Consider the following 25,550-nt stretch of genomic DNA (forward strand, 5'->3'; position numbering starts at 1 on the left):
GGGAGGGATAATGCAGGTTAGCTTTCGAAATAATGGTGTGTTTTTTTTCATCGCTTTACTGAACAGCCTTGTTTGCTTTAGTGCTTTTGGTGTCATTGGCGCAGTATTTGGGGTTATTACCGTACTCTTTACGCATATCATCTATGAAGCCAAGCCAGAAGAAGGCAATGTAGTCTATATCTGGTTTTTGCTTTTGCTGGTACTGGCGGGGGCGGGAACAGGTTTTCTGCTGAAGCTGTCGGTTGGATTTTACGTTTACCTGTTCTGTGTCTCATGTTTCTACTATGTTGCCTATAACAAAGACCTGTATATCGACCGTACGATCCCTTTTTTGATTATTTTCTCAAGCCTTGGCACTACGCTACCCGCAGTGAAGATTGAACTACCGCTGGCCTATATCACCGGTATCACCATCAGCCTCTTCTGTCTGGCCTTACTTAAGCACAAACACTTTGATAATAATGCCTTCAGAAATGGGCTTTTTGCCAGACAAACCTATACCGGTGAAAAAAACATTCTGCTACGTGCTTTAATCTATAGTGCATTCCTGTTCTCAAGTCTGGCACTGCCTGACTATCTCGGCCTGTATCGTGCTTACTGGGCACCGCTCACCTTTATTGTGTTATTAAGACCAAAGGAGCTGAATATCTTAAAGACCACCTGCTTCAGATTTGCCGGTAGTCTGCTGGGTGCCTTATTTATTATTGCGCTTTTTAATCTGATCAGTTTTACCCATATTTATCTGTATTTCTTTATCCTCGGCGTGGTGGTTTTTTTGCTACCGAGTTTTTTAAAGATGAACTATACCGCCAAAACCTTTGCGATTACCGTATTTGTGCTGTTGTTGCTGGAACAGACCGAATTTCTGCATGACCCCACCTATTTACTGCCGTTTTCGCGGGTTTATGAAACCTTCATTGGGGGTTGTATCGCCATTGTAGCCAGTATTGTGTTAAGTAAATTACGACCAGAAGAGGCCACGGCCAAATCCTGAGGCCATATCCTGCTCTGAAGCATTCGGTAAAATCAGGCCTCTGATGGTTGGCCTGATTTCATCGACAATTGTCCTGCGAGCCTGTCACTCTCTCCCTCTTTCTACCGTTACAGTGATCATGCATCGTCACCCGGATCTGATAGCCGGGTGGCGGTGACGAGATACAGGTTTATCACTGGAGCTTTCAATGAAATTAACACAAATTCGCAATGCAACACTGACGCTGGAATACGCAGGTAAACGATTTCTGATAGACCCTATGCTGGCAGAAAAAGAAGCCTGGCCAGGCTTTGTGGGAAATGCACGCCCCCATCTGCGTAATCCCATGGTGGACTTGCCGGTTACCGTTGCAGAGTTACTCACTGTGGATGCCGTTATTCTGACCCATACTCACACCGACCACTGGGATGAAGCAGCTCAACAGTTGATCCCCAAAGAGATGATGATTTATACGCAAAACGAGCAGGATGCCGCGCTGGTAAAGGCTCAGGGCTTTGTGAACGTCCGGGTACTGGAGGATAAGAATCGCTTTATTGATGGCCTGACAATTTATAAAACCGACGGCCAGCATGGCAGTAACGACCTTTACGCTGATCCTGTGTTGGGTAATTTACTGGGGGATGCCTGCGGGCTGGTATTTGTCCATCCTGATGAAAAAACGCTTTATATCGCCGGCGATACTGTTTGGGTTAAACCTTATGTCAGGAGTCTGCAACGTTTTCAGCCGGAAATTGTGGTGCTGAATACCGGCAATGCGGTCAACGACCTCTATGGCCCGATTATTATGGGTAAAGAGGACACATTGCGGACTCTTCAGATATTGCCAGCAGCGACTATCGTCACCTCACATATGGAAGCCATTAATCACTGCCTGCTGACACGGGCAGAATTACGTGAGTTCACGCTGGAAAAGGGGATTGAGGACAGAGTCCTGATCCCGGCTGATGGTGAAAGCCTGTTTTTGTGAAAGCATTTGCACTTTGACTGTCCGGAGAGGTGCCTTTCAGGCAAACCAGCTGATATTCTCTGACAACCTAAACATGTAAGGTGAATTCTATGTCTGCACTGACCGTTGCCGTAATCGCGACAGACGGATTCAGTCCGTTTCATTTATCCGTACCCTGTATTCTGTTCGGAACGGCAATGCCGCAGCAAGATTTATTCTTCCTGAAGATTTGTGCTGAGCAACCGGGTGTTGTGGATACCAGCCTTGGCCTGTCGGTGAATGTCGAGCTGGGTCTGGAGCAACTTGATACCGCAGATATTGTCATTGTGCCCTACTGGCATAATCCAGCCGAAAAACCCTCGCAGATTCTGCTGGATAAGCTGGTCAGTTGCTGGCAGCGAGGAGCCACGGTGGTCGGTCTTTGTCTGGGGACATATGTTCTGGCTTATGCGGGGTTACTGCAAGGGCATCATGCCACTACCCACTGGGAATTCGAACAGGATTTCACTGAACGCTTTCCCCTGGTGCATCTGAACAATAATGCACTGTATATCAGCGATGAACGCCTGATCACTTCTGCTGGCACCGCGGCCGGGATTGATTGTTGCCTGAATATTATTCGTGAACGCTGCGGTTCGGCGGTGGCAAATCGGGTAGCCAGAAGAATGGTGGTTTCTCCTTATCGGGAAGGCGATCAGGCACAGTTTATTGCACGTCCGGTCCCCGTCTCAACACGGGATGGGAAAATGAATGAACTGATGGAGTATCTGCGTCGTAACCTGGAAAAACAGCACGATCTCGATTCGCTGGCCAAGTTCGTGAGCATGAGCCGTCGTACGCTAACCCGTCATTTTCTCAATGCAACCGGTATTTCACTGGGTGGCTGGCTCAATGCTGAACGCCTTCAGCGTAGTCAGGAACTACTGGAAACCGCGGATCACAGCATTGAGGTCATCTCTGGTATGGCCGGGTTTCAGTCGCCGGTCTCTTTTCGTCAGAGTTTTAAGGCAAAATATCATGTCAGCCCCAGCGAATGGCGGCGAAGGTTTCGTGGCCCGGTACCTGCGAACCACCGTTCATAGAACGGTGGTTCGCCATTATTGACGTTTACCTTTACCGGGCATCATCCTGATCAGCGTATTGTCTTTGATAAAGTAGTGGTGGAATAAAGCGCCCGCTGCATGGATCGCGACTAAAAAATACCCGGTATTTGCCAGTAATTCATGCCACGATTTCAGGCTATATTCAAAATCCTCGTCAGGTACAGCACTAAAGGGCATGGCTATACCAAAAATTTGCCATTCACTTCCGCGATTATAAAGCGCCAGAAATCCAAGAACGGGAAGGCAGATAAAGAGCAAATAAATTAACGTATGGGCCAAATGGGATAAACCAATCATTGCGGGATGGGGTTTCGGCACTATCGCCGGCGCACGATAAACCACTCTGACCAGTAAACGGGTAACCATTAATACCAGAACGGAGATACCGCAGAAAAAATGCAGGCTATTGATCAGTGGGCGATAACTGCGCGGCGCAAAGCCCCGTAATTCCATCGCGCAATAAGCGATAACCACCAGAATGAATACCAGCCAGTGCAGTGAGATTTGTAATGTGGTGTATTTACTACGCATAATCAGCCTTTGGGATAAATATCAACATTGCTCATACCGACGAATATCGGCGCTCAAACAGATCTGTATTATTTTGCAGTACCGTCACATGTGGTCATTTGTCGTACCGGCAACAAGCATCTCGACTTTCGGGGTGTTTTTATTTTTATCGTACTACAGAGTCAATCAAAAACCTGTTACGACCAGATTATCGTCATTAGCCGCATCACTATCAGAGTAAAAAACCATCTGGTAATACGGTTTTTCACGACAGGCTGCCAGCCTGGATTCCAGAGTTCCGACATGCAGCTCTAACTGATGGTTATCCGGATCAAGAAAATAGAATGACTTGCCTTCGCTGCGATTATCTTTCCAGCACACCACACCTGCCGCTTTTAGCCGACTGACCATATGGCTAAAATTCGCCTCATTAATGCTAAACGCATAGTGGGTATAGTCATGCCGCCTGGATCCCGCCTGGTTATCATAAGAGAGGCATAGCCAGAGCCCGCCGCAAGAGAGATACGCCCCCGTTTCCCAGGACGCATGACACTGCATTCCCAGATATTGCTGATAAAATGCCAGACTGCGCTCCAGCGAGCTGACCGCGAGTGTCAGATGATTCAGACCTGTCAGCATCATTAACGTCCTTTTTTCTGCCAGTTAGCCCAGGGGCTGTCATCTCCACCAGAGGTGCGTTCTTGTTTCTCCTCCAGCATATTGAGATAAAGTGTCTCCACTTCAGTACGTGCCCAAGGCGTCCGCCGTAAGAATTTCAGGCTCGACTTAATACTAGGATCGCTTTTAAAGCAGTTAATTTTCACTTCTTTCGCCAGCCGCTCCCAGCCATAATTGTCGACAAGCTGATTGAGTAAAGCCTCAAGCGTTACCCCGTGTAAGGGATCTCTGGCATGCTCAGTTGACATCTTTAACCCTGGATTTTGTGATAAATTTTTCACACATTACTGAGGCTAAAAACATTATGCAACTCGTGTTGTTAACATTGGGGATGATTTGCCCGAACAGGATGAAGCGAAGAACAGGTGGATGAGGAGCGTCGTGTAAGCTGAAATGGCAGGTTCCCGTTCTGGAGCCTGCCATGTAGCATATTCAGCGATGAATATTTTCTATATCAACCGGCTGCCCAAACAGAAAACCCTGAATTTCAGTACAGCCTTCTTCTTCCAGGATGCGTAGCTGTTCACTGGTTTCAACCCCTTCAGCAATCAGCGGGGTATTAATCGAGTTACCCAGGGAAATAATCGCCCGCACAAAAGATCGTGCCTGCTGATTATGTTCGACATTGGTCAAAAAACTGCGGTCAAGTTTAATTACGTCGAACTGAAATTCACGCAAAGTGCTCAGGGATGAATATCCGGTGCCAAAATCGTCCAGCGCGATACTGATCCCCATTTTCTGAAACTGATGAAGAATATTAAAGGTCAGTTTTTTATTAATAATAAACGCCGTTTCCGTGACTTCAAATTCCAGCAAGGTCATCGGCCAGTCAGTACGCATTAAAATATCACGAACTTTATCAATAAAGTTTCTGTTACGCAGCTGAACCGGTGAAATATTAATAGAGATTTTTTTATCAAGTTTATTGGCCAGCGACTCTTTACAGACCGCTTCGATAATCCAGTACCCCAGAGGAACAATTGCCCCGCTCTCCTCGGCAATAGGAATAAATTCATCTGGCGGGATAATTCCTTTCGTCGGATGATTCCAGCGCAATAATGCCTCGTATCCGGTAATGGACTTATCTTTCATCGCACGTTTTGCCTGGTAATGAATAAAAAACTCGCCTTCTTTAATTCCCCGGCGAATATCCGCAGCCAGCATATTACGCTGACGCGTTTTTTCATCCATATCTTTCTCATACCAGCAAACCTTGGTTTCCAGATTCTCTTTGGCACGGTACATCGCAAGATCAGAATTACTGATCAGTTTATTAATTTCAGTCGCATCATCAGGATAAATGGCCACCCCAATACTGGCGTTAACATTGATTTCCGTATGGGCAAAGGACTGTTTACCACTAAAACAGCTGTAGAGTCTGTCGGTGAAATCAATCAGCTCACTTTCATGGTTATAAGGCTTAGCTGCAACAAACTCATCGCCACCAAAGCGAGCAACAATTTCATCTGCAACCAGTATTTTTTGTACTGAGGTAGAAACACGCTGCAGAAGCTGATCGCCAACCAGATGCCCTTCACTGTCGTTAATTTCTTTAAATTTATCGAGATCAACAGTACAGATAGCGACCCGGCTGTAATCCGACTCGAGAAAAATTTTTTCTACAAAGGTAAAAAACTCAACCCGATTTGGCAGCCCGGTCAAGGTATCAAAACGCGCCATCCAGGAAATTTTATCGATAACTTCTTTTTGCTCACTAATATCCCGGGTAATTTTTGCAAAACCTAATAGTTTATTATTGTCATCATAGATAGCATCAATGACCACATGGGCCCAGAAACGCCTGCCATCCTTACGGAAACGCCAGCCTTCACCTTCAAACTTGCCATTTTTTGCAGCAATTTCCAAGTTACGAGCAGGAAGTTCGCTAATCTGTTCCGATTCGCTATAAAAAAGGCCGTAATATTTCCCGACCACTTCATCACGTATATAACCTTTTGCCCGACGTGCACCTTCGTTCCACGTCGCCACACAACCATCAACATTCAGCATATAAATAGCGTAATCTTTAACGCTTTCGATAAAATGGCGATAGGCAATATCTGTTAAATTTTCAGTGCTCATCAGACCTACATAGGGTGTCAAAAATAATAGCAAGGAAAGTAATTTAACGTATTTTACGCCTGCTCGCTATGACGAGTTTTTACGGGTAATTATCTTTTGTTTCCCGGAAAATTATCCTCTACCAGCGAAGCGGCTTCCATCACACAACGTGGCAATAACGCTAATGCTTCCTGCTGACGCACGATACTCATTAATTCATCACTCAGTGATAAAGGGTTCAGGACTGTAAATCCTTGCTGTTGATACCAGGGCCCATTCCAGGGAATATCGGTGTAAGTCGTTAGCGTTACACCAGGCATCCCATACTCAGCCGCCATCTTACGAACATGCGTTACCAGCATGCGGCCCACTCCCAGACCCCGTGCGGTTGGATGCGAGGATATTTCTGCCAGATACAGACTGGCAGAAAGACGTTGAGCGTAACAAAAACCCAGGATGACTCCGTCTGCATCTTCAACCAGCCAGGCGAGATTCTGCGTCATACTGATGATGTGAGCTTGCGTATCTGTGACACCGTCACTTGCGAGCATAGCCAGTTCAGGAATAGCAAGAAAGCGTTGCGCGGCCGCTGCCTCCAGCGCCTGAAGTGCGGGTATATCAGCCCGCATGCTGTTGCGCAAATTAAGCACGCTTTACTCCTCTTTTGTTATTGATTTGCAGTAAACTGGATTTACAGATGTTACGTGATTGTATATGGCTGATAATAAGACAGGAAGCTTCAGTATGAAATTCAAACCAGAAATAAAACCTTATGAAGCGGCTGCAGGTGGCTGGGGGTCCTTAGAATCGACCACGCGTTTTGTTTTTGACAGCAAGCATGCACTGAAAAATATGCGCAACCTTATGCGTATGAACAAAGCCAAAGGCTTTGACTGTCCGGGATGTGCCTGGGGCGATGACAATAAAAGCACCTTTAGCTTCTGTGAAAACGGTGCTAAGGCTGTCTCCTGGGAAGCCACCCGCCGTTCGATTGGCGCTGATTTCTTTGCCCACCATACTGTCAGCACACTCTATCAGCAAAGTGACTATTTTTTAGAATATCAGGGCCGTCTGACTGAACCACTGTCCTATAACCCTCAGACCGATCGCTATGAAGCGATTGACTGGGATGATGCATACAAGTTAATTGCGCAACATATTGCCGAGATGGATACGCCTGAAGATCTGGCACTCTACACTTCCGGCCGCGCCAGTAATGAGGCTTCCTACCTTTACCAGCTATTTGGACGTATGGTCGGAACCAGTCATTTTCCCGACTGTTCAAATTTGTGTCATGAAGCCAGTGGAAGTGGATTAAAACTCAGTCTTGGGGTCGGAAAAGGCACAATCAGCCTCAGTGATTTTGAGAAAACCGATGCGGTGTTTGTTTTTGGACAGAATCCAGGAACCAATCACCCTCGTATGCTCCATAGTTTGCGTCATGCCGCTGAAAATGGCGCAAAAGTAGTTACCTTTAATACCTTACATGAACGTGGTCTGGAGCGTTTTGCTGACCCGCAAAAACCTCTGGAAGTGATTACCCCGCTATCTGGCACCATCAGTACCAACTACTATCAGCCCAATCTCGGGGGGGATATGGCCGCAGTACGCGGCATGGCAAAAGCGTTACTGGAAACCCAACGTGGACTGCTTGCCGAAGGTCAACCGGGTATCTTTGATCTCGCGTTTATTGAACAGCATACCCAGGGAATGGAGGCATGGTTTGCCGTGATAGACGACACGCCATGGTCAGTCATTACTCAACAGTCGGGTCTGAGTGAACAACATCTACGGGATGCCGCAAAAATCTGGCAACACGCCAAAGCGGTGATTGTCACATGGGCTATGGGGATCACTCAGCACCAGCATGCGCTGCATACCGTGCGTGAAATCACTAATCTACAGCTATTGGGTGGGCATCTTGGTCGCCCGGGTGCCGGGATTTGCCCGGTGAGAGGTCACAGTAATGTGCAAGGTAACCGCACTATGGGGATTGATGAAAAAGCCCCCGCGGCCCTGCTTGATAGTCTGGCCCGACACTTTAACTTTACCCCTTCCAGAACGCCCGGCTATCATGCTGTCGCCGCTCTGGAAGCCATGCTCGCTGACAAGGTGAAGGTCTTTATTGCCTTGGGCGGAAATCTGGCCGCCGCGGCACCAGACAGCCCGCGAAGTGAACAGGCACTACAACACTGTGGCCTGACGGTACATATCAGTACCAAGCTTAATCGGAGCCACTTAGTTCCGGGTAAAGCGTCGCTGATTCTGCCAACCCTGGGTCGCACAGAAGAAGACATTCAGGCTAGCGGTCGGCAGTTTATCACCGTGGAGGACTCCTTCAGTATGGTGCATGCCTCTGAAGGCGTGGGCAAACCTCTAGCCAAGACGCAACGCTCCGAAACGGCGATCGTCGCAGGTATCGCGAATGCCGTTTTAGGTGATAAATACCTTAACTGGTTAGCTCTCGCCGATGACTATAATCTCATCCGCGATCACATAGCGGCCACTATCCCGGGATTCGCTGACTTTAATCAGCGCTGTGAAATTCCGGGCGGATTTTACCTGGGTAATGCGGCAGCAGAGCGACGTTTTAACACCCCCAGCGGTAAAGCTGAATTCAGTAGCGCTGCCCTGCCCGATTTACATCAAGGTCACGATCGCGAGATATTCACTTTGCAAACCCTGCGCTCGCACGATCAGTATAACACCACCATTTATGGTCTTGATGACCGCTATCGCGGGGTCTACGGACAACGAGAAGTATTATTTATTCATCCGGATGATATTCAACAGCTGGGATTCAGTGACGGGGATTATGTGGATATTGAGACGGTATGGAACGACAATATTCGTCGTAAAGTGAATCGATTTAAGCTGGTTGCTTACAATATTCCGCGCGGGAATCTGGCCGCCTATTATCCGGAAGCCAATCCCTTAGTTCCTCTGAATAATATTGGAAAAGAGACCGGAACACCGGCCTCAAAATCCGTTCCGGTGATACTGACACTCAGTGAGGCGGTCGATAAGCAACGGATCGCCTGACTGGCCATCCCGCCAGGATAACCTGGCGGGATGCGGTTAACCGTTATTCACAGCCTGCCTGTTCCATCGCCTGTAAAATACGCTTATCGGATATCGGATAAGGCGTACCCAGTTGCTGAGCGAAATAACTGACCCTCAGTTCCTCAATCATCCAGCGGATCTCGGTGACATCATCCTGCTCCCGGCGCGAAGCCGGCACTTTATTCAGCCACTGCTGCCAGGCTTTCTGCACATTTTCCACTTTCAGCATCTGCGCCCTGTCACGATGCGGATCGATAGCCATTTTTTCCAGCCGTTTTTCGATAGCCTGTAAGTAACGCAAAGTATCACCAAGATGACGGAAACCATTACGGGTCACAAAACCGCGGTACACCAGCCCGGCCATTTGCGCTTTTACATCCGACAGCCCCAGAGCCATGGTCATATCAACGCGTCCTTTCAGGCGTTTATTGATATTGAATACGCAGGTCAGCACTTGCTCAACTTGCTTCGCAATCTCCACGACAGTGTCATTTAATTCAGCCCTGACTTTTTCATGAAGTTGCGCAAAGCCCTCTTCACTCCAGACCGGACCACCAGCTTCGGCTATCAGCTTATCGACGCCACAGGCAATACAGTCATCAATCAGATCCAGCACTTTGCCATAAGGGTTAAAATAGAGCCCCAGCTTGGCTTTATTCGGCAATTTTTCATGCAGATATTTCACCGGCGAAGGGATATTCAGTAACAGTAAACGCCGCAGCCCCTGCCACATCGCCTGTTGTTGTTCGAGCGGATTATCAAAGAGTTTAATCGCCACGCTGTCTTTTTCATCCACCAGCGCCGGGAAGGCTTTCATGCGATAGCCGCCCCGTTTTTGCTCGTAGCTCTCTGGCAACTGGCCGAAACTCCAGATATGCAGCCCGGACTGCTCAATGCCATCATCAGCGACTGCCGATAAGGTATGCTGAATCTTATCTTTCAGGGAGGCTTTCAACTCAGCAAGATTTTTGCCTTCCGCGAGTTTCTTATGGTGTTCATCCACCACCCGGAAAGTGATTTTAAGATGATCGGGTACCATATCCCAGCGCCAGGATTCCCGGTCAATGGTGGTGCCGGTCATGCGGCGGAATTCACGCTCCAGGCTTTCGAGCAGAGGTAAGGCAAAGGGGGTTGCCCGACTTAAGAAAGCCTCAGCATAGTTTGGCGCTGGCACCAGACCACGACGTATCGGTTTTGGCAGTGATTTTATTAACGCAATAATCAGCTCACGCCTCACGCCCGGGATTTGCCATTCAAACGCACTTTCCTCAACTTGGTTCAGGACAGGCAACGGGATATGAACGGTCACGCCATCGGCATCGGCACCGGGTTCAAATTGATAGCTGAGGCGAAGTTTTAGCGGTTCCTGAACCCAGACGTTCGGATAGTCCAGTTTACTGACCTGTTCAGCTCCCTGCTTAATCAGCATGCTCTTTTCAAAATTGAGCAAGTCCGGTGCAGTGTGACGGGCCTTTTTCCACCAGCTGTCAAAGTGCGCCGCTGACACTACTTCCTGGGCAATACGCTTATCGTAAAACTCAAACAAGGTTTCATCATCCACCAAAATATCGCGGCGGCGTGATTTATGTTCCAGCGCTTCGACTTCAGCACGCAGTTTTAAGTTATCCCGTAAAAAGGCATGGCGGGTCTGCCAGTCGCCCTCCACTAGCGCGTGGCGAATAAACAGTTCACGGCTCAGCGTCGGATCGATCTGGCTGTAATTTACTTTACGTGCGGTAACAATCGCCAGACCATAAAGCGTGACCTTTTCAGTCGCCATGACCGCGCCCTGGGCTTTTTCCCAGTGAGGCTCACTGTAGCTGCGCTTAATCAAATGCTGTGCAAGGGGTTCTATCCATTCGGGATCGATACGGGCAGCAATACGTCCCCACAAACGACTGGTTTCTACTAGTTCAGCGACAATAGTCCACTTGGGCGGTTTCTTAAACAATCCGGAGCCGGGAAAAATAGAGAAACGGGCGTTACGTGCCCCGGTATACTCTTGTTTATCAGTATCTTTCTGGCCAATATGAGAGAGTAATCCGGTCAGTAAGGCACAGTGAAGTCCGCGGAAATCCGCCGGTTCGCTATTAATCGGCAAACGCTGTTCTTTGACTACCTGGCGCAGCTGGGTATAAATATCCTGCCATTCACGCACCCGCAGATAGTTGAGGTAGTCCTGTTTACACTGACGGCGAAACTGATTAGCGGACAACACTTTTTGCTGCTCACCAAGATAATTCCACAGATTCACATAGGCTAAAAAGTCAGACTCTTTATCCTGAAACCGCTGATGCTTTTCTGCCGAAGCTTGCTGTTTGTCCATCGGCCGTTCGCGAGGGTCCTGGATAGACAAGGCTGAAACGATAATCATCACTTCCCGGACACAGCCAAATCTCTGCGCTTCCAGCACCATTTTTGCAAGGCGAGGATCAACCGGTAACTGGGCTAATAATTTGCCAGATGCGGTCAGTTTATAGGCCGTTTGCTGTTCTGCAATACTGATAGCACCCAGCTCCTCCAACAGGCGGACGCCGTCTTGAATATTACGTTTATCAGGGGCTTCCACAAACGGGAAAGCCTGAATATCTCCGAGTCCTAACGCCGTCATCTGTAAGATAACCGAGGCCAGGTTGGTACGTAATATTTCCGGATCGGTAAATTCCGGACGCGAGAGGAAATCTGCTTCACTGTAGAGACGAATACAGATCCCTTCCGAAACACGTCCACAACGACCTTTACGCTGGTTAGCTGAAGCCTGAGAAACCGGCTCAATCGGTAAGCGCTGAACTTTAGTTCGATAGCTGTAGCGACTGATACGCGCTGTTCCGGGATCAATCACATACTTAATACCCGGTACTGTCAGTGAGGTTTCCGCGACGTTTGTTGCCAGCACAATGCGCCGCCCGACATGACTCTGAAATACGCGGTTCTGCTCACTGTTCGACAGGCGGGCATATAACGGTAAAATTTCAGTATGAGGCAAGGCCAGTTTATTCAGTGCATCAGCGGTATCACGAATTTCACGTTCTCCGCTCATAAAAATCAGAATATCGCCGCGGCTTTCCCGACCGAGTTCATCCACCGCGTCAAAAATCGCCTGGAGCTGATCCCGGTCGGTATCCTCGTTATCTTCCACCAGCGGACGATAACGTACCTCTACAGGGTAGGTTCGGCCGGAAACTTCAATAATGGGTGCATTATTAAAATGACGCGAAAAACGCTGTGGATCGATAGTCGCAGACGTAATAATAACTTTTAAATCAGGGCGTTTCGGTAGTAATTCCCGCAAATAGCCGAGTAAGAAATCGATATTTAAACTGCGTTCGTGAGCTTCATCGATAATAATCGTGTCGTACTGCAGCAGCAGTCGGTCTTGCTGAATTTCAGCCAGCAAGATCCCGTCGGTCATTAACTTCACCAGCGTGTTGTCACTGACACTGTCGGTAAAACGCACTTTATAGCCAACGGTACTCCCGGGTTCACTGTTCAGCTCTTCGGCAATACGGTTTGCGACAGTACGGGCTGCCAGTCTCCGGGGCTGAGTATGGCCAATCAGGCCCTTAACCCCCCGTCCCAGTTCCATACAAATTTTTGGTAACTGAGTGGTTTTACCGGAACCGGTCTCCCCGGCGACAATCACCACCTGGTTATCACGGATGGCCGTCAGAATATCGTCTTTCTTTTGACTGACTGGCAAGTTTTCCGGATAGCTGATTGCCGGGCAAGAAAGCTTACGGCGCTGCATGCGATCTTCAGCCTGACCGATTTCACCGGCTAAGGTATTCAGTAAATTTTGCTGTGATTGCGGGTTTTTGACTTTCTTCACCCCGTGCAGGCGGCGGGAAAAATGTTGTTTGTCGCGTAACATTAAGCCGTCAAGACGGGCAAAAAGAGAAGACAGAGAGTGTGTAGTTATTTCCATCATTGCTGTCGTTAAAACGCTCCAGGACACGCAGGTATTTATCTGTTTATTTTGATAGTCGCTATTTTATCACATCTGTTGTCACCCTGTGTTGTTCAATAAATTTGAACAGAGGATTCGATTAATTACGCTATCTATGTGGCGATATTGTTAATACAGTATCAGCATACCAAGACAATTCATCCAGTTACCAAGATATAAGGATCCACCCATGAGCAACGTTTTAGTGCTTAAGTCCAGCATCCTCGCCGACTACTCCCAATCAGGTCAGCTTTCCGACTATTTCGTAAAACAGTGGCAAGCACAGCACAGCGATGATGTGATTACTGTTCGCGACCTTGCAACCCGTCCGGTTCCGGTTCTGGATGGTGAGCTGGTAGGCGGTCTGCGTCCTTCTGACGCGCCTCTGACTCCTCGTCAGCAAGAAGCACTGGCATTATCTGATGAGCTCATTGCCGAACTTCAGGCTAACGATGTTATCGTGATCAATGCTCCGATGTATAACTTCAACATCCCGACGCAGCTGAAAAACTATTTTGACCTGATAGCCCGTGCTGGTGTGACTTTCCGTTATACCGAGCAAGGTCCTGAAGGTTTAGTGAAAGGCAAACGCGTTATCGTTCTGACCAGCCGCGGCGGCATTCATAAAGATACCCCAAGTGATTTGTTGGTTCCTTATCTGAACCTGTTCCTGGGCTTCATTGGTATCACTGATGTGAACTATGTCTTTGCAGAAGGTATTGCTTACGGTCCGGAAGTCGCTGGCAAAGCACAGACTGACGCTAAAGTCGCTATCGACAGCATCGTAGCTGCCTGATTAGTGATGATCCGGGGTGTTTTCTCACCCCGGTTTGATGCTTTCCCGCCGTTACTCTTTTTTCAACCACTGACCATTCAGTCCGCGCACATACTCTCCGCGTCCGGCCTTATTCACCAGTTTTTGTCCTGCCATTCTGGCGACGTCATCACGGGTTAACTGATTTTTGTCTGCCAGCTGCTGATACACTTGTGCCCTGGTGGCATTAATTTTCGTTACCAGTTCCAGCGTTTCAGCGTCTTGTTTAACGGCTCCCAGATAACCGTTTAATGTCTCGCCGACACGCCCTTGTTCACGCGCTTCATTCAGCGTCAGTGCCAAGGCTGACTGACTTAATATCAGGGTCAGTAATAGCACCCCTTTGATTAACATTTTCATGGCGTTTTGTCCCACTATCAGAATACGTCGCTACGACTTCTGAGCAATGCTTCAACATCTTTATCGGCTTTAATCATTATTTCATGCTCAATCCTGACATTCATATTAATGGTTATCGGTTCTTTCGGCGCAGCCACTTCGATACGCGGAACACAGCCACTCAATGCGCTGACGGCCATCAGTACAACCAGCACTACTTTCATTGTTTCTCCTCACAGGCATTACCGGGGTTACGGCAAGTTTCCAACGGTAATGAGGCATTTTCCTGAAGCCAAGTTTGTAAGTTCTCACCAAAACGCAGACTACGCCACAGAGAAAATAAATTTTCTTGATGATGGTAGTTCAAATTAACCGTCCCTGTTTTTCCATTATTATGGCTGACCCCGATGACACTCGCAGACATTTCCATCTCTCCCAGATTATCCAGACTGACCGTTGCCCAGGAACGGGTAATTTCCAGATAACGTATCCAGTCTATTGCCATACCGGCAACCATATTATTCGCCACAACAGCATCAGCCATATCTTTGTCCATCCTGAAAGTCATCGCTCCCGAACTTCTGAGCCAGCCATCTTTGACTATCCAGCGGGGATGGTTCAGCCATAACGGCAAACCACCGTCAAAACGACCCGAAAAAGTGAACTGTTTGGGATTAATAGCGTTAACCAGTTCGCTGGAGGAAAGGTTTTGCAGACGAATTAATGCCACATCTTTCTGCGGCATCCGTAACTGCTGCATTATCACTTTCCCTCCCAGCAGAGAGGCGCTGACATCACTTAAATTAAGGGGGGTTTGCTCATCCCAGGGATACCATCCTTGCAAGTCAGCAGTAATATTCTCCACTGTAAACTGGTTACGTATTTCAGCGATACGCAGGCTGACCGGGCCGCGGGTACCTAAATGCCAGCGAGAGTCTTGATAACGAAACGGCAGGATAAAATCGACGCCATTAATCTGGTTATCCGGCAGCCAGGCACTGCCCTGTTTAACGACGCCGTGGCCTCCGGCTTCAAAACCTTGCCCCGCTGCCGCAGAAAAAGCTACCTGAGCATAGAGATCGCCGCCTTTCAGTTCCATTTTCCAGTCAGCGGGTAACAGCGTTTGGAAGACGGTTAATGACTGTTTCGGCCACCAGGCATCACCACGTAAACGTTCTCCATCCCAGCGTCCGGACAGACGTACCGGACCAATGATCCCGGCCTGAAGTGCCCCTTTGAAGCGAAAATCAGCGGGTGTTCTGCCATCAACATCGAATGAGAGTGCCGCAGGCGACAGGCGGCTACCGCCTGCGCCAAATGTAGTCACCCCGGTTTCCAGCACAAAACTGCCGGATAACTGCGGCTTATCTTCAGTACTGTCCCAAATCAGCGGTCGGGTAAGCTGTAACCGGGGATTGCTGACATACATTTTTCCGTATTCAAGTTTATCAAAACCCGTGGATAAACGCGTAAATTGCAGACGGCAGCCCTGCCACTCACCGTCCCCCTGAACATCCCATTTTGCCTGTACCGGCACAAACAATCCGTTACCCCAGTAATTCCACTGCCATGCTCCGCTCTGGCCGGGAATAAAATGTTGTGCTTTACCATCAAGATGCAGGGTCATCTCGCCCAAAGCATTTTGTCTGGCCCGTAAAATTGCCTGGAGTCGACCTTCAATGCCCTTGCTGGAAATACGCACCCCCGCCAGTGGCCAGCGAACATCGTCAATATTCAGTGCTTCATTCACTTTGCCACGAGAGGCAAGCAACGATCCAGGCTGAAAGGCCAGCGTGGGATCAATCACAGAACCAGTTAACAGACCTCGTAACCGCGCATAAAAAATCAGCTGTTCACGTTTAATTTCACCGGTGAGCTGCAACGGTAGCTCACTGTCGAGCAGGCTCAGCTTTCCGGGACCAATATTCAGCACCACATTTCCCTTCCCGGCTTGCCCTTCTGTTACCATATTCATGCGCCCACTGAGGGTCATTTTTTCCAGTCCCTGCGACCAGTCATCAATACGCAATGCCACCCCTCCTTGCAGCGGCAATCCGGCATAAGGCCAGTGCCACTGTCCTCCATTGACCTCTAACAACGCGCCTTCAACAGACCAGGGAAGTGTGAGCAACGCAGTGCCGCTGGCTTCCTCGGCAACGGTTAATATCCCTTCGTTTTCCTTCCAGCGCAGGGCAACATCGAGTTTTCCGACGACATCAGGCGCAATGAGTTGAGTCGTTAAATAGCCCTGAGGAGGAATGCCTTCCGGGTGCAGTGCCAGCGTCAGTTTTCCGACCAGTTCAATCGGCGGTTGGTCTTCGTCCAGATGAACCTGAAGTTGATAAATATCCAGCGCTTGCTGGCTAAGGGTGAGATGGGTGGATACCAGAGGGCCCTGATACCACAGTTCTTGCCTGTTTGAGTCCAGCGCCAGTCGTAACGCCCCATGGTATTGTGGCCAAGGCGTTACCACCAGATTGTCGATACTGACCCGACTATCGGGCAGCAGGTTTTGTAAGCTGCTGAGTAATATCGGCTCGTCTGAATTCTGCGTGTTGGCTGGAAGTTCAGACAAGCAATCCGGGTTAATGCGCAGTTCGGCCATCGTCAATTGCCAGCGCCCGGAATGGCTAATCCGGGCATCTTTTATCCCGGCTATTTCACAGGTTCCCGCCCAGTAACGAACGTCGCCAAGGGTAATCGCACCACGATGAAACTCGGGAGTGGCATTAAGGGTGATATGACTTCCCGCGGGCAGCCACAAACCGACCACCACAGGCAGCCAGGAGGTCAGGCTAAAAAACAGTGATAAGGGGAGTAAAACCAGTACCAGTAATAGCGCAACAAGCATCTTATACTTACCCTTCATGGGCGGTTTATCTTCCTGATGAAGCATAATTTTTCCGTTCCGTTAACGCTAAATAATCGATGCCTGACGCAACAACTGACAAAGACAAAATACTGAACACCGACCGTACAGGCAATACTGCATCATTTCTCTTCTGTATAAACCGTAGCCTGGAAACTATGGAGTAATCAATAAAAGTTAGCTTTTGCGCTACAATAAAGGCTTTCGCATCCAGGATAAATTTTAGCTGTCAGGGCTTGCGGTCATCTCTGACATAAGAACACGTTTTGTCAGGGAATGATTCTCTATTCGCATTTGTATGATCAATTTAAGCATGATAATTTTAAGCGATACCTTCCCGGAGAGCTCAGTTATGAAACTCGCTATTTACAGCACAAAACAGTATGACAGGAAGTATTTTGAGCAAGTTAATCTTGAATACGGCTTTGATATTGAATTTTTTGACTTCCTGCTGACTGAAAAAACCGCAAAGACAGCTAAAGGTTATGATGGTGTCTGCCTGTTTGTAAATGATATCGGTAATCGTGCCGTGCTTGAAGAGCTCAAAAATGACGGGGTTAAATTTATTGCCCTGCGCTGTGCCGGGTTCAATAACATCGATCTTGAAGCGGCAAAAGAGCTGGATATGCCAGTGGTTCGCGTTCCAGCCTATTCCCCGGAAGCAGTTGCAGAACACGCTATCGGTATGATGATGTGTCTTAACCGTCGTATTCATCGTGCTTATCAGCGCACCCGTGACGCCAATTTCTCGCTTGAAGGGCTTACTGGTTTTACTATGTACGGTAAAACCGCCGGGGTGATTGGCACTGGTAAAATTGGTATCGCTACTCTGCGTATCCTCAAAGGATTCGGTTTACGTCTGCTGGCATTTGATCCTTATCCAAGCCAGACGGCGCTGGATCTCGGTGTCGAATATGTTCCTTTGAGTACGCTGTTTGAACAATCCGATATTATTTCCCTGCACTGTCCTTTAACGCCTGAGAATTATCATCTGATTAATAGTGCGGCATTTGCGCAAATGAAAAACGGCGTGATGATTATTAACACCAGTCGTGGTGGACTCGTTGACTCCCGGGCGGCAATTGATGCCCTGAAACATCAAAAAATTGGTGCTCTGGGTATGGATGTCTACGAAAACGAACGTGATTTATTCTTTGAAGATAAGTCAAATGACGTGATTCAGGATGATGTATTCCGTCGCCTGTCGGCTTGTCATAACGTCCTCTTTACCGGTCATCAGGCATTTTTAACGGCTGAAGCACTCACCAGCATTGCCCAGACCACACTGGAAAATTTACGTATGCTTGATAACGGCGAACCCTGCCTGAATCAACTAAGCTAGTCACAGGCTCCAGCAGGTATCTGGAGTAGTACATCATCAATGGGCAGGATGCACTGTCGCCCCCATTGATGACCTGAAAATGAGGGAGAAGTCATGAAAAGAACGGCCTTATTGGTACTGACGGCACTGACCTTAGCGGGTTGTGCCCAGACATCAGAGCAGAAATCACTTTCAGCACAAGATTTGGAAAATCATCACTTTGTGTTGCAAAGCGTCAACGGCACGCCATTTGTCGCTAAAGACAATGCAAATGCGCCAGAGCTGAGTTTTGGTGACAAGCTCCAGATATCAGGATCCATGTGTAACCGCTTCTTTGGCCAGGCAACCCTGAGTGGTGACCAGCTCAAAGCTGAAGGCTTAGCCATGACCAGAATGATGTGCAGTGAACCGCAGCTGAACGAGCTGGATAATCAGTTCGGGCAAATGCTGGGTGATGGCGTACAAGTGAGTCTTAACGGGCAACAGTTAACGTTGAAAAACGATCAACACACTCTGACTTATACGCTGGCAAAACCTCAGTAACTTCCGCAGGTTCCGGCGGCAAGCGCATCTTCACTACAGCGCTTGCCGTTTGGCATCGCACACATGCCGACAGCACTGCCATCCAGTTGATGAGCCACGCTAAGTGCCCCTCCCACCATCGCACAATTCGCTTGCCCTTGATTTGACATCGCCGCACGCAGACCCGGCTGCACGTGTGCCGCTGTTGCCTGCTGAGGGGGTTCACTACTGCATGCAGATAAAAAGAGTGCGGCAAGACCGACCAAAAATAACGAACGCATGATTTTCTCCCGTGAAGTGCAAAACCTTGCCATCATGAACTATCGGTTGCGCAACGTCGAGATGAAAAAAAGATAAATCTTATCGATTTTCTGTTTTAGCACTCATTCTGAATCAAAAACAGCCCCCCGATACCCTGATAGAATTTGTGCCTAAGACACAAAAGCGAAAATGCCTTTTTTATATCCGGCTAAAATAACAAGACTATTAGAGAAATAATGGCCGTCGCGGCCACTTTACTTTTTTGCAATGTAAGGGCTTTTTTATGCTAACTATCGACGGTAATAGTGCAGCCGCCTCCGTGGCGTTTCGTACCAGTGAGGTTATTGCAATCTACCCCATCACGCCGAGTTCTGCCATGGCAGAGCAAGCTGACGCCTGGTCCGGTGACGGGCGTAAGAATATCTGGGGTGATGTGCCGCGCGTGGTAGAGATGCAGTCTGAAGCAGGGGCCATTGCCGCTGTCCACGGCGCATTACAGACTGGTGCTCTGTCGACGTCGTTTACCTCATCGCAGGGTTTGCTGCTGATGATCCCGACGCTATACAAACTGGCAGGACAACTGACCCCCTTTGTGCTGCACGTTGCTGCCCGTACTGTCGCAACGCATGCCTTATCCATCTTCGGCGATCACTCTGATGTCATGGCCGTGCGCCAGACGGGCTGCGCGATGTTATGCGCCAGCAGTGTTCAGGAAGCGCAAGATTTCGCCCTGATCTCACATATTGCGACACTCAAGAGTCGCATTCCTTTTATTCATTTCTTTGATGGTTTCCGCACCTCACATGAAATCAACAAAATCGTTCCACTGGCAGATGATACCCTGCTCAGCCTGATGCCACAGAAAGAGATAGATGAGCATCGTAGCCGGGCATTAAATCCTGAGCATCCGGTGATTCGAGGCACTTCGGCGAATCCGGATACCTATTTCCAGTCTCGTGAGGCCACCAATCCCTGGTATAACGCGACCTGTGCCCATGTTGAGCAGGCAATGAATGATTTTGCCGCTACTACCGGTCGTCAGTATCATCCATTTGAGTATTACGGTCATCCCCAGGCAGAACGGGTGATTATCGTCATGGGTTCTGCGATTGGCACTTGCGAAGAAGTTATCGATGAATTGCTAACGCGCGGGGAAAAAGTCGGACTCCTGAAAGTACGGCTTTTCCGTCCTTTCAGTGCCGGGCATCTACTGGCAGTGTTACCGGACAGCGTCAGCCAAATCGCGGTTCTCGATCGCACCAAAGAGCCCGGGGCCCATGCCGAACCGTTATACCTTGATGTGATGACCTCGCTGGCTGAAGCCTTTAGTCGCGGCGAACGCGCCAGCCTGCCACGGGTGATTGGCGGTCGTTATGGTTTATCCTCCAAAGAATTTGGTCCTGAATGTGTCCTGGCGGTGTTTAATGAGCTGCGAGAAGCCAAACCTCGCCCACGCTTTACCGTCGGTATTTATGATGATGTCACCCATCTGTCGCTCCCGCTCCCGGTGAATACTCTGCCAAACCATGCCAGGCTGGAAGCGCTGTTCTATGGTCTTGGCAGTGACGGGAGCGTGTCCGCCACCAAGAACAATATTAAGATAATTGGCAATGCCACCCGCTGGTATACCCAGGGCTATTTTGTCTATGACTCGAAAAAAGCCGGTGGGCTGACTGTGTCCCATCTGCGGGTCAGTGAACGGCCGATACACTCAACCTATCTTATTGAACAGGCGGATTTTGTTGGCTGCCACCAGCTACAATTTGTTGATAAATACCTGATGGCCGAACGCCTGAAACCCGGCGGTATTTTCCTGCTAAACACCCCGTATAGCGCCGAAGAAGTCTGGCACCGCTTACCTCAGGACGTACAATCAGTACTGAATCAGAAACAGGCGCGTTTCTATGTTATCAATGCGGCTAAAATTGCCCGGGACTGCCAGCTTGGGGCGCGCATCAATACCGTCATGCAAATGGCTTTTTTCCATCTGACGGCGATCCTCCCCGGGGACTCGGCGCTCACTGAGCTACAAAACGCCATCACCAGCAGTTATAGCAGTAAAGGTGAAGAGGTTGTCAGCCGCAACTGGCAGGCCTTAGCCCTTGCTCAACAGTCTCTGTTTGCCGTTGCATTACAGCCTGTTTCCCCTGATAGCGCCATGCGCCCGCCTGTCGTTTCTGACAGTGCACCCGACTTTGTAAAAACCGTCACCGCCGCAATGCTCTCGGGCCTCGGTGATGCTCTGCCCGTTTCCGCCCTGCCACCAGACGGCACCTGGCCGGTTGGCACCACCCGCTGGGAAAAACGCAATATTGCCGAAGCAATCCCTGTCTGGAAAGCCGACCTCTGTACTCAGTGTAACCACTGTGTTGCAGCCTGCCCACATGCCGCTATTCGGGCAAAAGTCGTACAGCCTGATGCCATGGAAAATGCTCCCGAAAGCCTGCAAGTCCTTGACGTTAAGGCGAGGGATATGCGCGGTCAGAAATATGTCCTGCAAGTGGCACCTGAAGACTGTACTGGCTGTAATTTATGCGTTGAAGTTTGCCCGGCAAAAGACCGCCAGAACCCGGATATTAAAGCCATTAATATGCTGGACAGACTTGAACATCTGGAAGAGGAAAAAGAACATTATGACTTCTTTCTGAATCTGCCAGAGATAGACCGCAGTCAGATTGAACGTATTGATATCCGTACTTCGCAGTTGATTACACCGTTATTTGAATACTCGGGCGCCTGTTCGGGTTGCGGTGAAACCCCTTATATCAAAATCCTGACCCAGCTGTATGGTGACAGGATGCTGATAGCCAATGCCACTGGCTGCTCTTCTATCTATGGCGGTAACCTGCCCTCCACGCCGTATACCACGGATGTCAATGGCCGGGGTCCGGCCTGGGCCAACTCACTCTTCGAAGATAACGCAGAGTTTGGTTTAGGTTTCCGTTTAACGATCGATCAACATCGCGCCCGCGTGATGCGTCTGCTGGAAAAATTTGCCTGCCAGCTGACGCCTGATCTCTACCAGCAGCTGCATGCCAAAGCAACGCCTGAGCAACGCCGCCTCCAGGTGACTGCCTTACGCCAGCAACTCTCAACGATTGATGAGGCTGATGCCCGTCAGTTGGTGACCGATGCCGATGCTCTTGTAGATAAGTCTGTCTGGTTGATTGGCGGTGATGGCTGGGCCTATGATATTGGCTTTGGCGGGTTGGATCATGTGCTGAGTCTGACTGAAAACGTCAATATTCTGGTGCTCGATACTCAGTGTTACTCCAATACCGGTGGGCAGGCTTCAAAAGCTACGCCTCTGGGAGCCGTTACGAAGTTTGGCGAACACGGAAAACGCAAAGCCCGTAAAGATTTGGGCGTCAGTATGATGATGTACGGTCATGTTTATGTCGCGCAAATTTCGCTGGGGGCGCAACTCAACCAGACAATGAAGGCGATTCAGGAAGCAGAAGCCTACCCTGGCCCGTCACTGATTATTGCCTACAGTCCTTGCGAAGAGCATGGTTACGATTTAGCCCTCAGTCATGACCAGATGCGTCAGCTTACCGCCACGGGATTCTGGCCGCTGTATCGCTTCGACCCGCGCCGGGCCGATGAAGGCAAACTGCCGCTGACGCTTGACTCCCGTCCACCTTCAGACGCGTTAAGTGAAACACTCATGAACGAGCAACGTTTCCGTCGCCTGAACAGCCAGCAGCCTGACGTCGCGCAACAGCTGTGGAAAGAAGCAGCGACGGACTTGCAAAAACGCTACGACTTTCTGGCGAATATGGCAGGAAAATCAGAAAAAACAACGGAGTAGTCTTCTTCTGTTCAGTGACGCCTGGCTAAAGCCAGGCGTCAGATTGCTGACAAAGAAGGAAAAAACGTGTTTTTTCCTTCTTTGTGTTATCAGCCGAAAATCAATGAATTGATTTTCCTGTTTATTTTCGTAAATAAGCGCTGATAATCAGATATCACTTTAGCTTTGTCATCAGTCTCACGCCAGGCGTTTGTTTAACTGTCCTGTGGATAAGTATTTGCTTATGACTGCCAGTAAAGTGGTGAACCGAACGCATCAAGATAGTAATCAATAATGGCTCTGACATTCAGTGGAGGATGGCGAGCGTCTGGATAGATGGCCGCAATATGCTGTGGCTCCGTTTTAATCGACATATTCCACTCAGGCAGTAGTCCAACGAGCTCCCCACTTTTAAGCCTGTCTCCAATTAACCAGTCAGGGAATAATACGATCCCCATATCACCAAGCGCGGCAATAAGCAGCGTTTCTGCATTATTAGAAGCCATCAGGGGGGAAACTTGATAGTGCATCCATTCTTCTCCAGGCTGTCGCAGCAACCAACGGTTGGTACCGGAAGAACCGCGGTAAACCAGACATTTATGCCGTGCCAGATCTTCAGGCGATTGAGGGGCACCACACCGGCTTATATAGGCTGGTGACGCAGCAAGATGGTAGAACTGCTGGCCAAAAATCCGGGCGTGAAAAGAGGAGTCTGTCAGCGTACCGATACGAAAAATCACGTCAGTCGGATCCCGATGTGGATCGATGTAATCATCGGTCAGCGTAAGTTCAATCCTCAGTTTCGGGTATTTCTCCGACAAACCTGGCAGTCCAGGCGCCACATGCCTCTGTCCGAAAAACACAGGCGCATTAATGCGCACCATACCAGTGGGCTCAAGCGTCCTCTCATTAAGCTCACGTCGCGCCTCATCCAGACTTGCTGTCATCGTCTTCGCATAACGGATAAAGAGATGACCGCTTTCCGTCGGGATGATGGATCGCGTATTACGATAAAAAAGCTGCTGCCCCAGCGCATCGTCAATCTGCTGGACGACGCGAGAGACTTGGGAGGCGGAAATCCCTTCCCTACGCGCTACGACAGAGAAATTTTGCGTTTCATAAACAGCGATAAAAATCAGCAGAGCACGAATGCTGATGTTTCCGGGCTCACTCATTGATGCAAATCCTGCACAAGTGTTTATCTGATTATGGCATTTTTCTTCTTCACCGTAACAATTAACCTTTCCCGTCTGAATAACGGGAGACTGATTGATATGCAACTGATACTGATTTTAATCGTAATTGCCGGAGGGATGGGACTGTCCATAGAAGCAGGATTGCTCGGACCATTAGGTGGTGAAGTCGGTGACTTATGGGCCACTTTCAGTGTATTTGGTGTAGGCGCCGCACTGACTTTCCTGCTGATGCTATTTTTCAGCCCTCGTAATAGCCCGTCTTTCTTTGCTCAGCCCCCCTGGCAACTCCTGGGGGGCCTGCTGGGTCCGATTTATGTCATCATCCTGACTGTCACAACACCCACCATCGGCATCGCCATGACGATGATCGGTATTCTGGCAGGCCAGGTCTTCAAAAGCCTGATTATTGATCATTTCGGCCTGCTCGGTACACCGTACAGACCCATCGATAAAAAACGTATTATCGCACTGATGTTCATCATTGCAGCGCTGGTAATGGTTGCACAAGGGTAAGGTAACATTATGACAATTATCATGATTATTCTCGCCGTTATTGGCGGCGCCATGTTGAGTATCCAGGCGGCAATTAACGGGCAACTGGGCAGTCAAGTCGGGGTATTTAAAAGTGCGTTTCTGACATTTTCGATTGGTGCCCTGGTGACAGCACTGCTGATTTTCTTCTTTGAGCCTAAACATGCTCTGACCTTGATGGATGTACCTAAATGGCAGCTGCTTGGTGCAATGTTTGGCGTACCATACATCGTTATCATGGTACTGGCGGTACAGCGTATCGGTGCGGCGCTCGCAACTGTCGCCGTTATCTTTGGGCAATTGACAATGAGCATGTTAATCGACAACTTCGGCTGGCTGGGCAATACGTCGATTCCATTTTCGATAAACCGTCTCGCCGCTATCATCTGTCTGGGGATCGCGCTGTTTTTCATTTATTCCAGTAGTCAGCCCAAAACCGCCCCGTCTAAAAAGCGTTTACGGCAGGCAGAAAAGTTCTGAACATGAAGTGGTTGAAAGAAGAACAGGCACAGCTGGCAGGGTAAAAGCGCTATCGTCGGTACTGATGTGCCGATATCGCTGCCGGATAACATTTTGTTACCCTCGTAACATATTTGTCATAATACC

At 49.0% G+C, this 25,550-nt stretch carries 21 protein-coding genes; 10 read left to right on the top strand and 11 right to left on the bottom strand.

The features are described 5' to 3' along the window. The first annotated feature begins 10 nt into the window (after positions 1-10). The 3 genes from Q1A40_RS10330 to Q1A40_RS10340 all read left to right on the top strand — a co-directional run bounded on the left by Q1A40_RS10330 (position 11) and on the right by Q1A40_RS10340 (position 3,022). On the top strand, positions 11-994 hold the full coding sequence (locus Q1A40_RS10330) for an FUSC family protein (protein WP_299999829.1): 984 nt from the start codon (positions 11-13) through the stop codon (positions 992-994). A gap of 187 nt (positions 995-1,181) precedes the next feature. Beyond that, the gene (locus Q1A40_RS10335; protein WP_299999831.1) at positions 1,182-1,961 is read left to right on the top strand and encodes an MBL fold metallo-hydrolase; all 780 of its coding nucleotides are present in this window, start codon (positions 1,182-1,184) and stop codon (positions 1,959-1,961) included. Between the two features lie 89 nt (positions 1,962-2,050). Beyond that, positions 2,051-3,022: a GlxA family transcriptional regulator gene (locus Q1A40_RS10340; protein ID WP_299999833.1), complete on the top strand. Its 972-nt coding sequence runs from the start codon at positions 2,051-2,053 to the stop codon at positions 3,020-3,022. A gap of 15 nt (positions 3,023-3,037) precedes the next feature. Here Q1A40_RS10340 and cybB read toward each other — a convergent pair whose 3' ends face one another. The 5 genes from cybB to Q1A40_RS10365 all read right to left on the bottom strand — a co-directional run bounded on the left by cybB (position 3,038) and on the right by Q1A40_RS10365 (position 6,942). Continuing rightward, entirely contained in the window at positions 3,038-3,574 is a 537-nt protein-coding gene (cybB, locus tag Q1A40_RS10345) for a cytochrome b561 (protein ID WP_299999834.1), read from the bottom strand. Between the two features lie 165 nt (positions 3,575-3,739). Next, positions 3,740-4,192: a fosfomycin resistance glutathione transferase gene (fos, locus tag Q1A40_RS10350; protein WP_299999987.1), complete on the bottom strand. Its 453-nt coding sequence runs from the start codon at positions 4,190-4,192 to the stop codon at positions 3,740-3,742. Between the two features lie 2 nt (positions 4,193-4,194). Then, positions 4,195-4,479: a VF530 family protein gene (locus tag Q1A40_RS10355; protein WP_299999837.1), complete on the bottom strand. Its 285-nt coding sequence runs from the start codon at positions 4,477-4,479 to the stop codon at positions 4,195-4,197. Between the two features lie 184 nt (positions 4,480-4,663). Next, entirely contained in the window at positions 4,664-6,313 is a 1,650-nt protein-coding gene (locus Q1A40_RS10360) for an EAL domain-containing protein (RefSeq protein ID WP_299999839.1), read from the bottom strand. A gap of 89 nt (positions 6,314-6,402) precedes the next feature. Continuing rightward, positions 6,403-6,942: a GNAT family N-acetyltransferase gene (locus tag Q1A40_RS10365; protein WP_299999841.1), complete on the bottom strand. Its 540-nt coding sequence runs from the start codon at positions 6,940-6,942 to the stop codon at positions 6,403-6,405. Positions 6,943-7,036: 94 nt separating this feature from the next. Between Q1A40_RS10365 and Q1A40_RS10370 the strand changes: the two genes are divergently transcribed. Continuing rightward, entirely contained in the window at positions 7,037-9,334 is a 2,298-nt protein-coding gene (locus Q1A40_RS10370) for an FdhF/YdeP family oxidoreductase (RefSeq protein WP_299999843.1), read from the top strand. 43 nt (positions 9,335-9,377) lie between these two features. Here the strand turns inward: Q1A40_RS10370 and hrpA are convergent, their stop codons facing one another. After that, entirely contained in the window at positions 9,378-13,283 is a 3,906-nt protein-coding gene (gene hrpA, locus Q1A40_RS10375; RefSeq protein WP_299999844.1) for an ATP-dependent RNA helicase HrpA, read from the bottom strand. Positions 13,284-13,491: 208 nt separating this feature from the next. Here hrpA and azoR point away from each other — a divergent pair, with 208 nt between their 5' ends. Further along, on the top strand, positions 13,492-14,097 hold the full coding sequence (gene azoR, locus Q1A40_RS10380) for an FMN-dependent NADH-azoreductase (RefSeq protein ID WP_299999845.1): 606 nt from the start codon (positions 13,492-13,494) through the stop codon (positions 14,095-14,097). A gap of 51 nt (positions 14,098-14,148) precedes the next feature. Here azoR and Q1A40_RS10385 read toward each other — a convergent pair whose 3' ends face one another. Genes Q1A40_RS10385 through Q1A40_RS10395 form a run of 3 tightly spaced genes read right to left on the bottom strand, consistent with a single transcriptional unit; the run spans position 14,149 to position 17,323 of the window. Continuing rightward, a complete protein-coding gene (locus tag Q1A40_RS10385) occupies positions 14,149-14,475 on the bottom strand; it encodes a YdbL family protein (RefSeq protein ID WP_299999847.1) in 327 nt (108 codons plus the stop codon). Positions 14,476-14,492: 17 nt separating this feature from the next. Next, complete coding sequence (locus Q1A40_RS10390) at positions 14,493-14,678, bottom strand: YnbE family lipoprotein (protein ID WP_299999849.1); 186 nt, start codon at positions 14,676-14,678, stop codon at positions 14,493-14,495. Beyond that, a complete protein-coding gene (locus tag Q1A40_RS10395; protein WP_299999851.1) occupies positions 14,675-17,323 on the bottom strand; it encodes a YdbH family protein in 2,649 nt (882 codons plus the stop codon). The genes Q1A40_RS10390 and Q1A40_RS10395 overlap by 4 nt, the downstream gene beginning before the upstream one ends. Positions 17,324-17,675: 352 nt before the next feature. On the opposite strand from Q1A40_RS10395, the gene Q1A40_RS10400 reads away from it, so the two are divergent. Further along, entirely contained in the window at positions 17,676-18,665 is a 990-nt protein-coding gene (locus Q1A40_RS10400) for a 2-hydroxyacid dehydrogenase (RefSeq protein ID WP_299999853.1), read from the top strand. Between the two features lie 93 nt (positions 18,666-18,758). Next, positions 18,759-19,187 carry a heat shock protein HslJ gene (gene hslJ / locus Q1A40_RS10405; RefSeq protein WP_299999855.1) on the top strand — a complete coding sequence of 143 codons (429 nt, stop codon included), beginning with the start codon at positions 18,759-18,761 and terminating at the stop codon, positions 19,185-19,187. Here hslJ and Q1A40_RS10410 read toward each other — a convergent pair. Continuing rightward, positions 19,181-19,447 (bottom strand): DUF333 domain-containing protein, encoded by a 267-nt coding sequence (locus Q1A40_RS10410; protein ID WP_299999857.1) that lies wholly within the window; start codon positions 19,445-19,447, stop codon positions 19,181-19,183. The genes hslJ and Q1A40_RS10410 overlap by 7 nt on opposite strands. Positions 19,448-19,710: 263 nt before the next feature. Here Q1A40_RS10410 and nifJ point away from each other — a divergent pair, with 263 nt between their 5' ends. Beyond that, positions 19,711-23,238: a pyruvate:ferredoxin (flavodoxin) oxidoreductase gene (gene nifJ / locus Q1A40_RS10415; protein WP_299999859.1), complete on the top strand. Its 3,528-nt coding sequence runs from the start codon at positions 19,711-19,713 to the stop codon at positions 23,236-23,238. 221 nt (positions 23,239-23,459) lie between these two features. Here nifJ and Q1A40_RS10420 read toward each other — a convergent pair whose 3' ends face one another. Then, entirely contained in the window at positions 23,460-24,392 is a 933-nt protein-coding gene (locus Q1A40_RS10420; protein WP_299999860.1) for a LysR family transcriptional regulator, read from the bottom strand. A gap of 99 nt (positions 24,393-24,491) precedes the next feature. On the opposite strand from Q1A40_RS10420, the gene Q1A40_RS10425 reads away from it, so the two are divergent. Next, on the top strand, positions 24,492-24,926 hold the full coding sequence (locus tag Q1A40_RS10425) for a DMT family transporter (protein ID WP_299999861.1): 435 nt from the start codon (positions 24,492-24,494) through the stop codon (positions 24,924-24,926). A gap of 9 nt (positions 24,927-24,935) precedes the next feature. Next, positions 24,936-25,424, top strand: a complete 489-nt coding sequence (locus Q1A40_RS10430; RefSeq protein WP_299999863.1) for a DMT family transporter — start codon at positions 24,936-24,938, stop codon at positions 25,422-25,424. Positions 25,425-25,550: the final 126 nt, after the last annotated feature.

This window comes from uncultured Cedecea sp. (assembly GCF_947498825.1).
In the GTDB taxonomy this organism is placed as follows: Bacteria; Pseudomonadota; Gammaproteobacteria; order Enterobacterales; family Enterobacteriaceae; genus JGM124.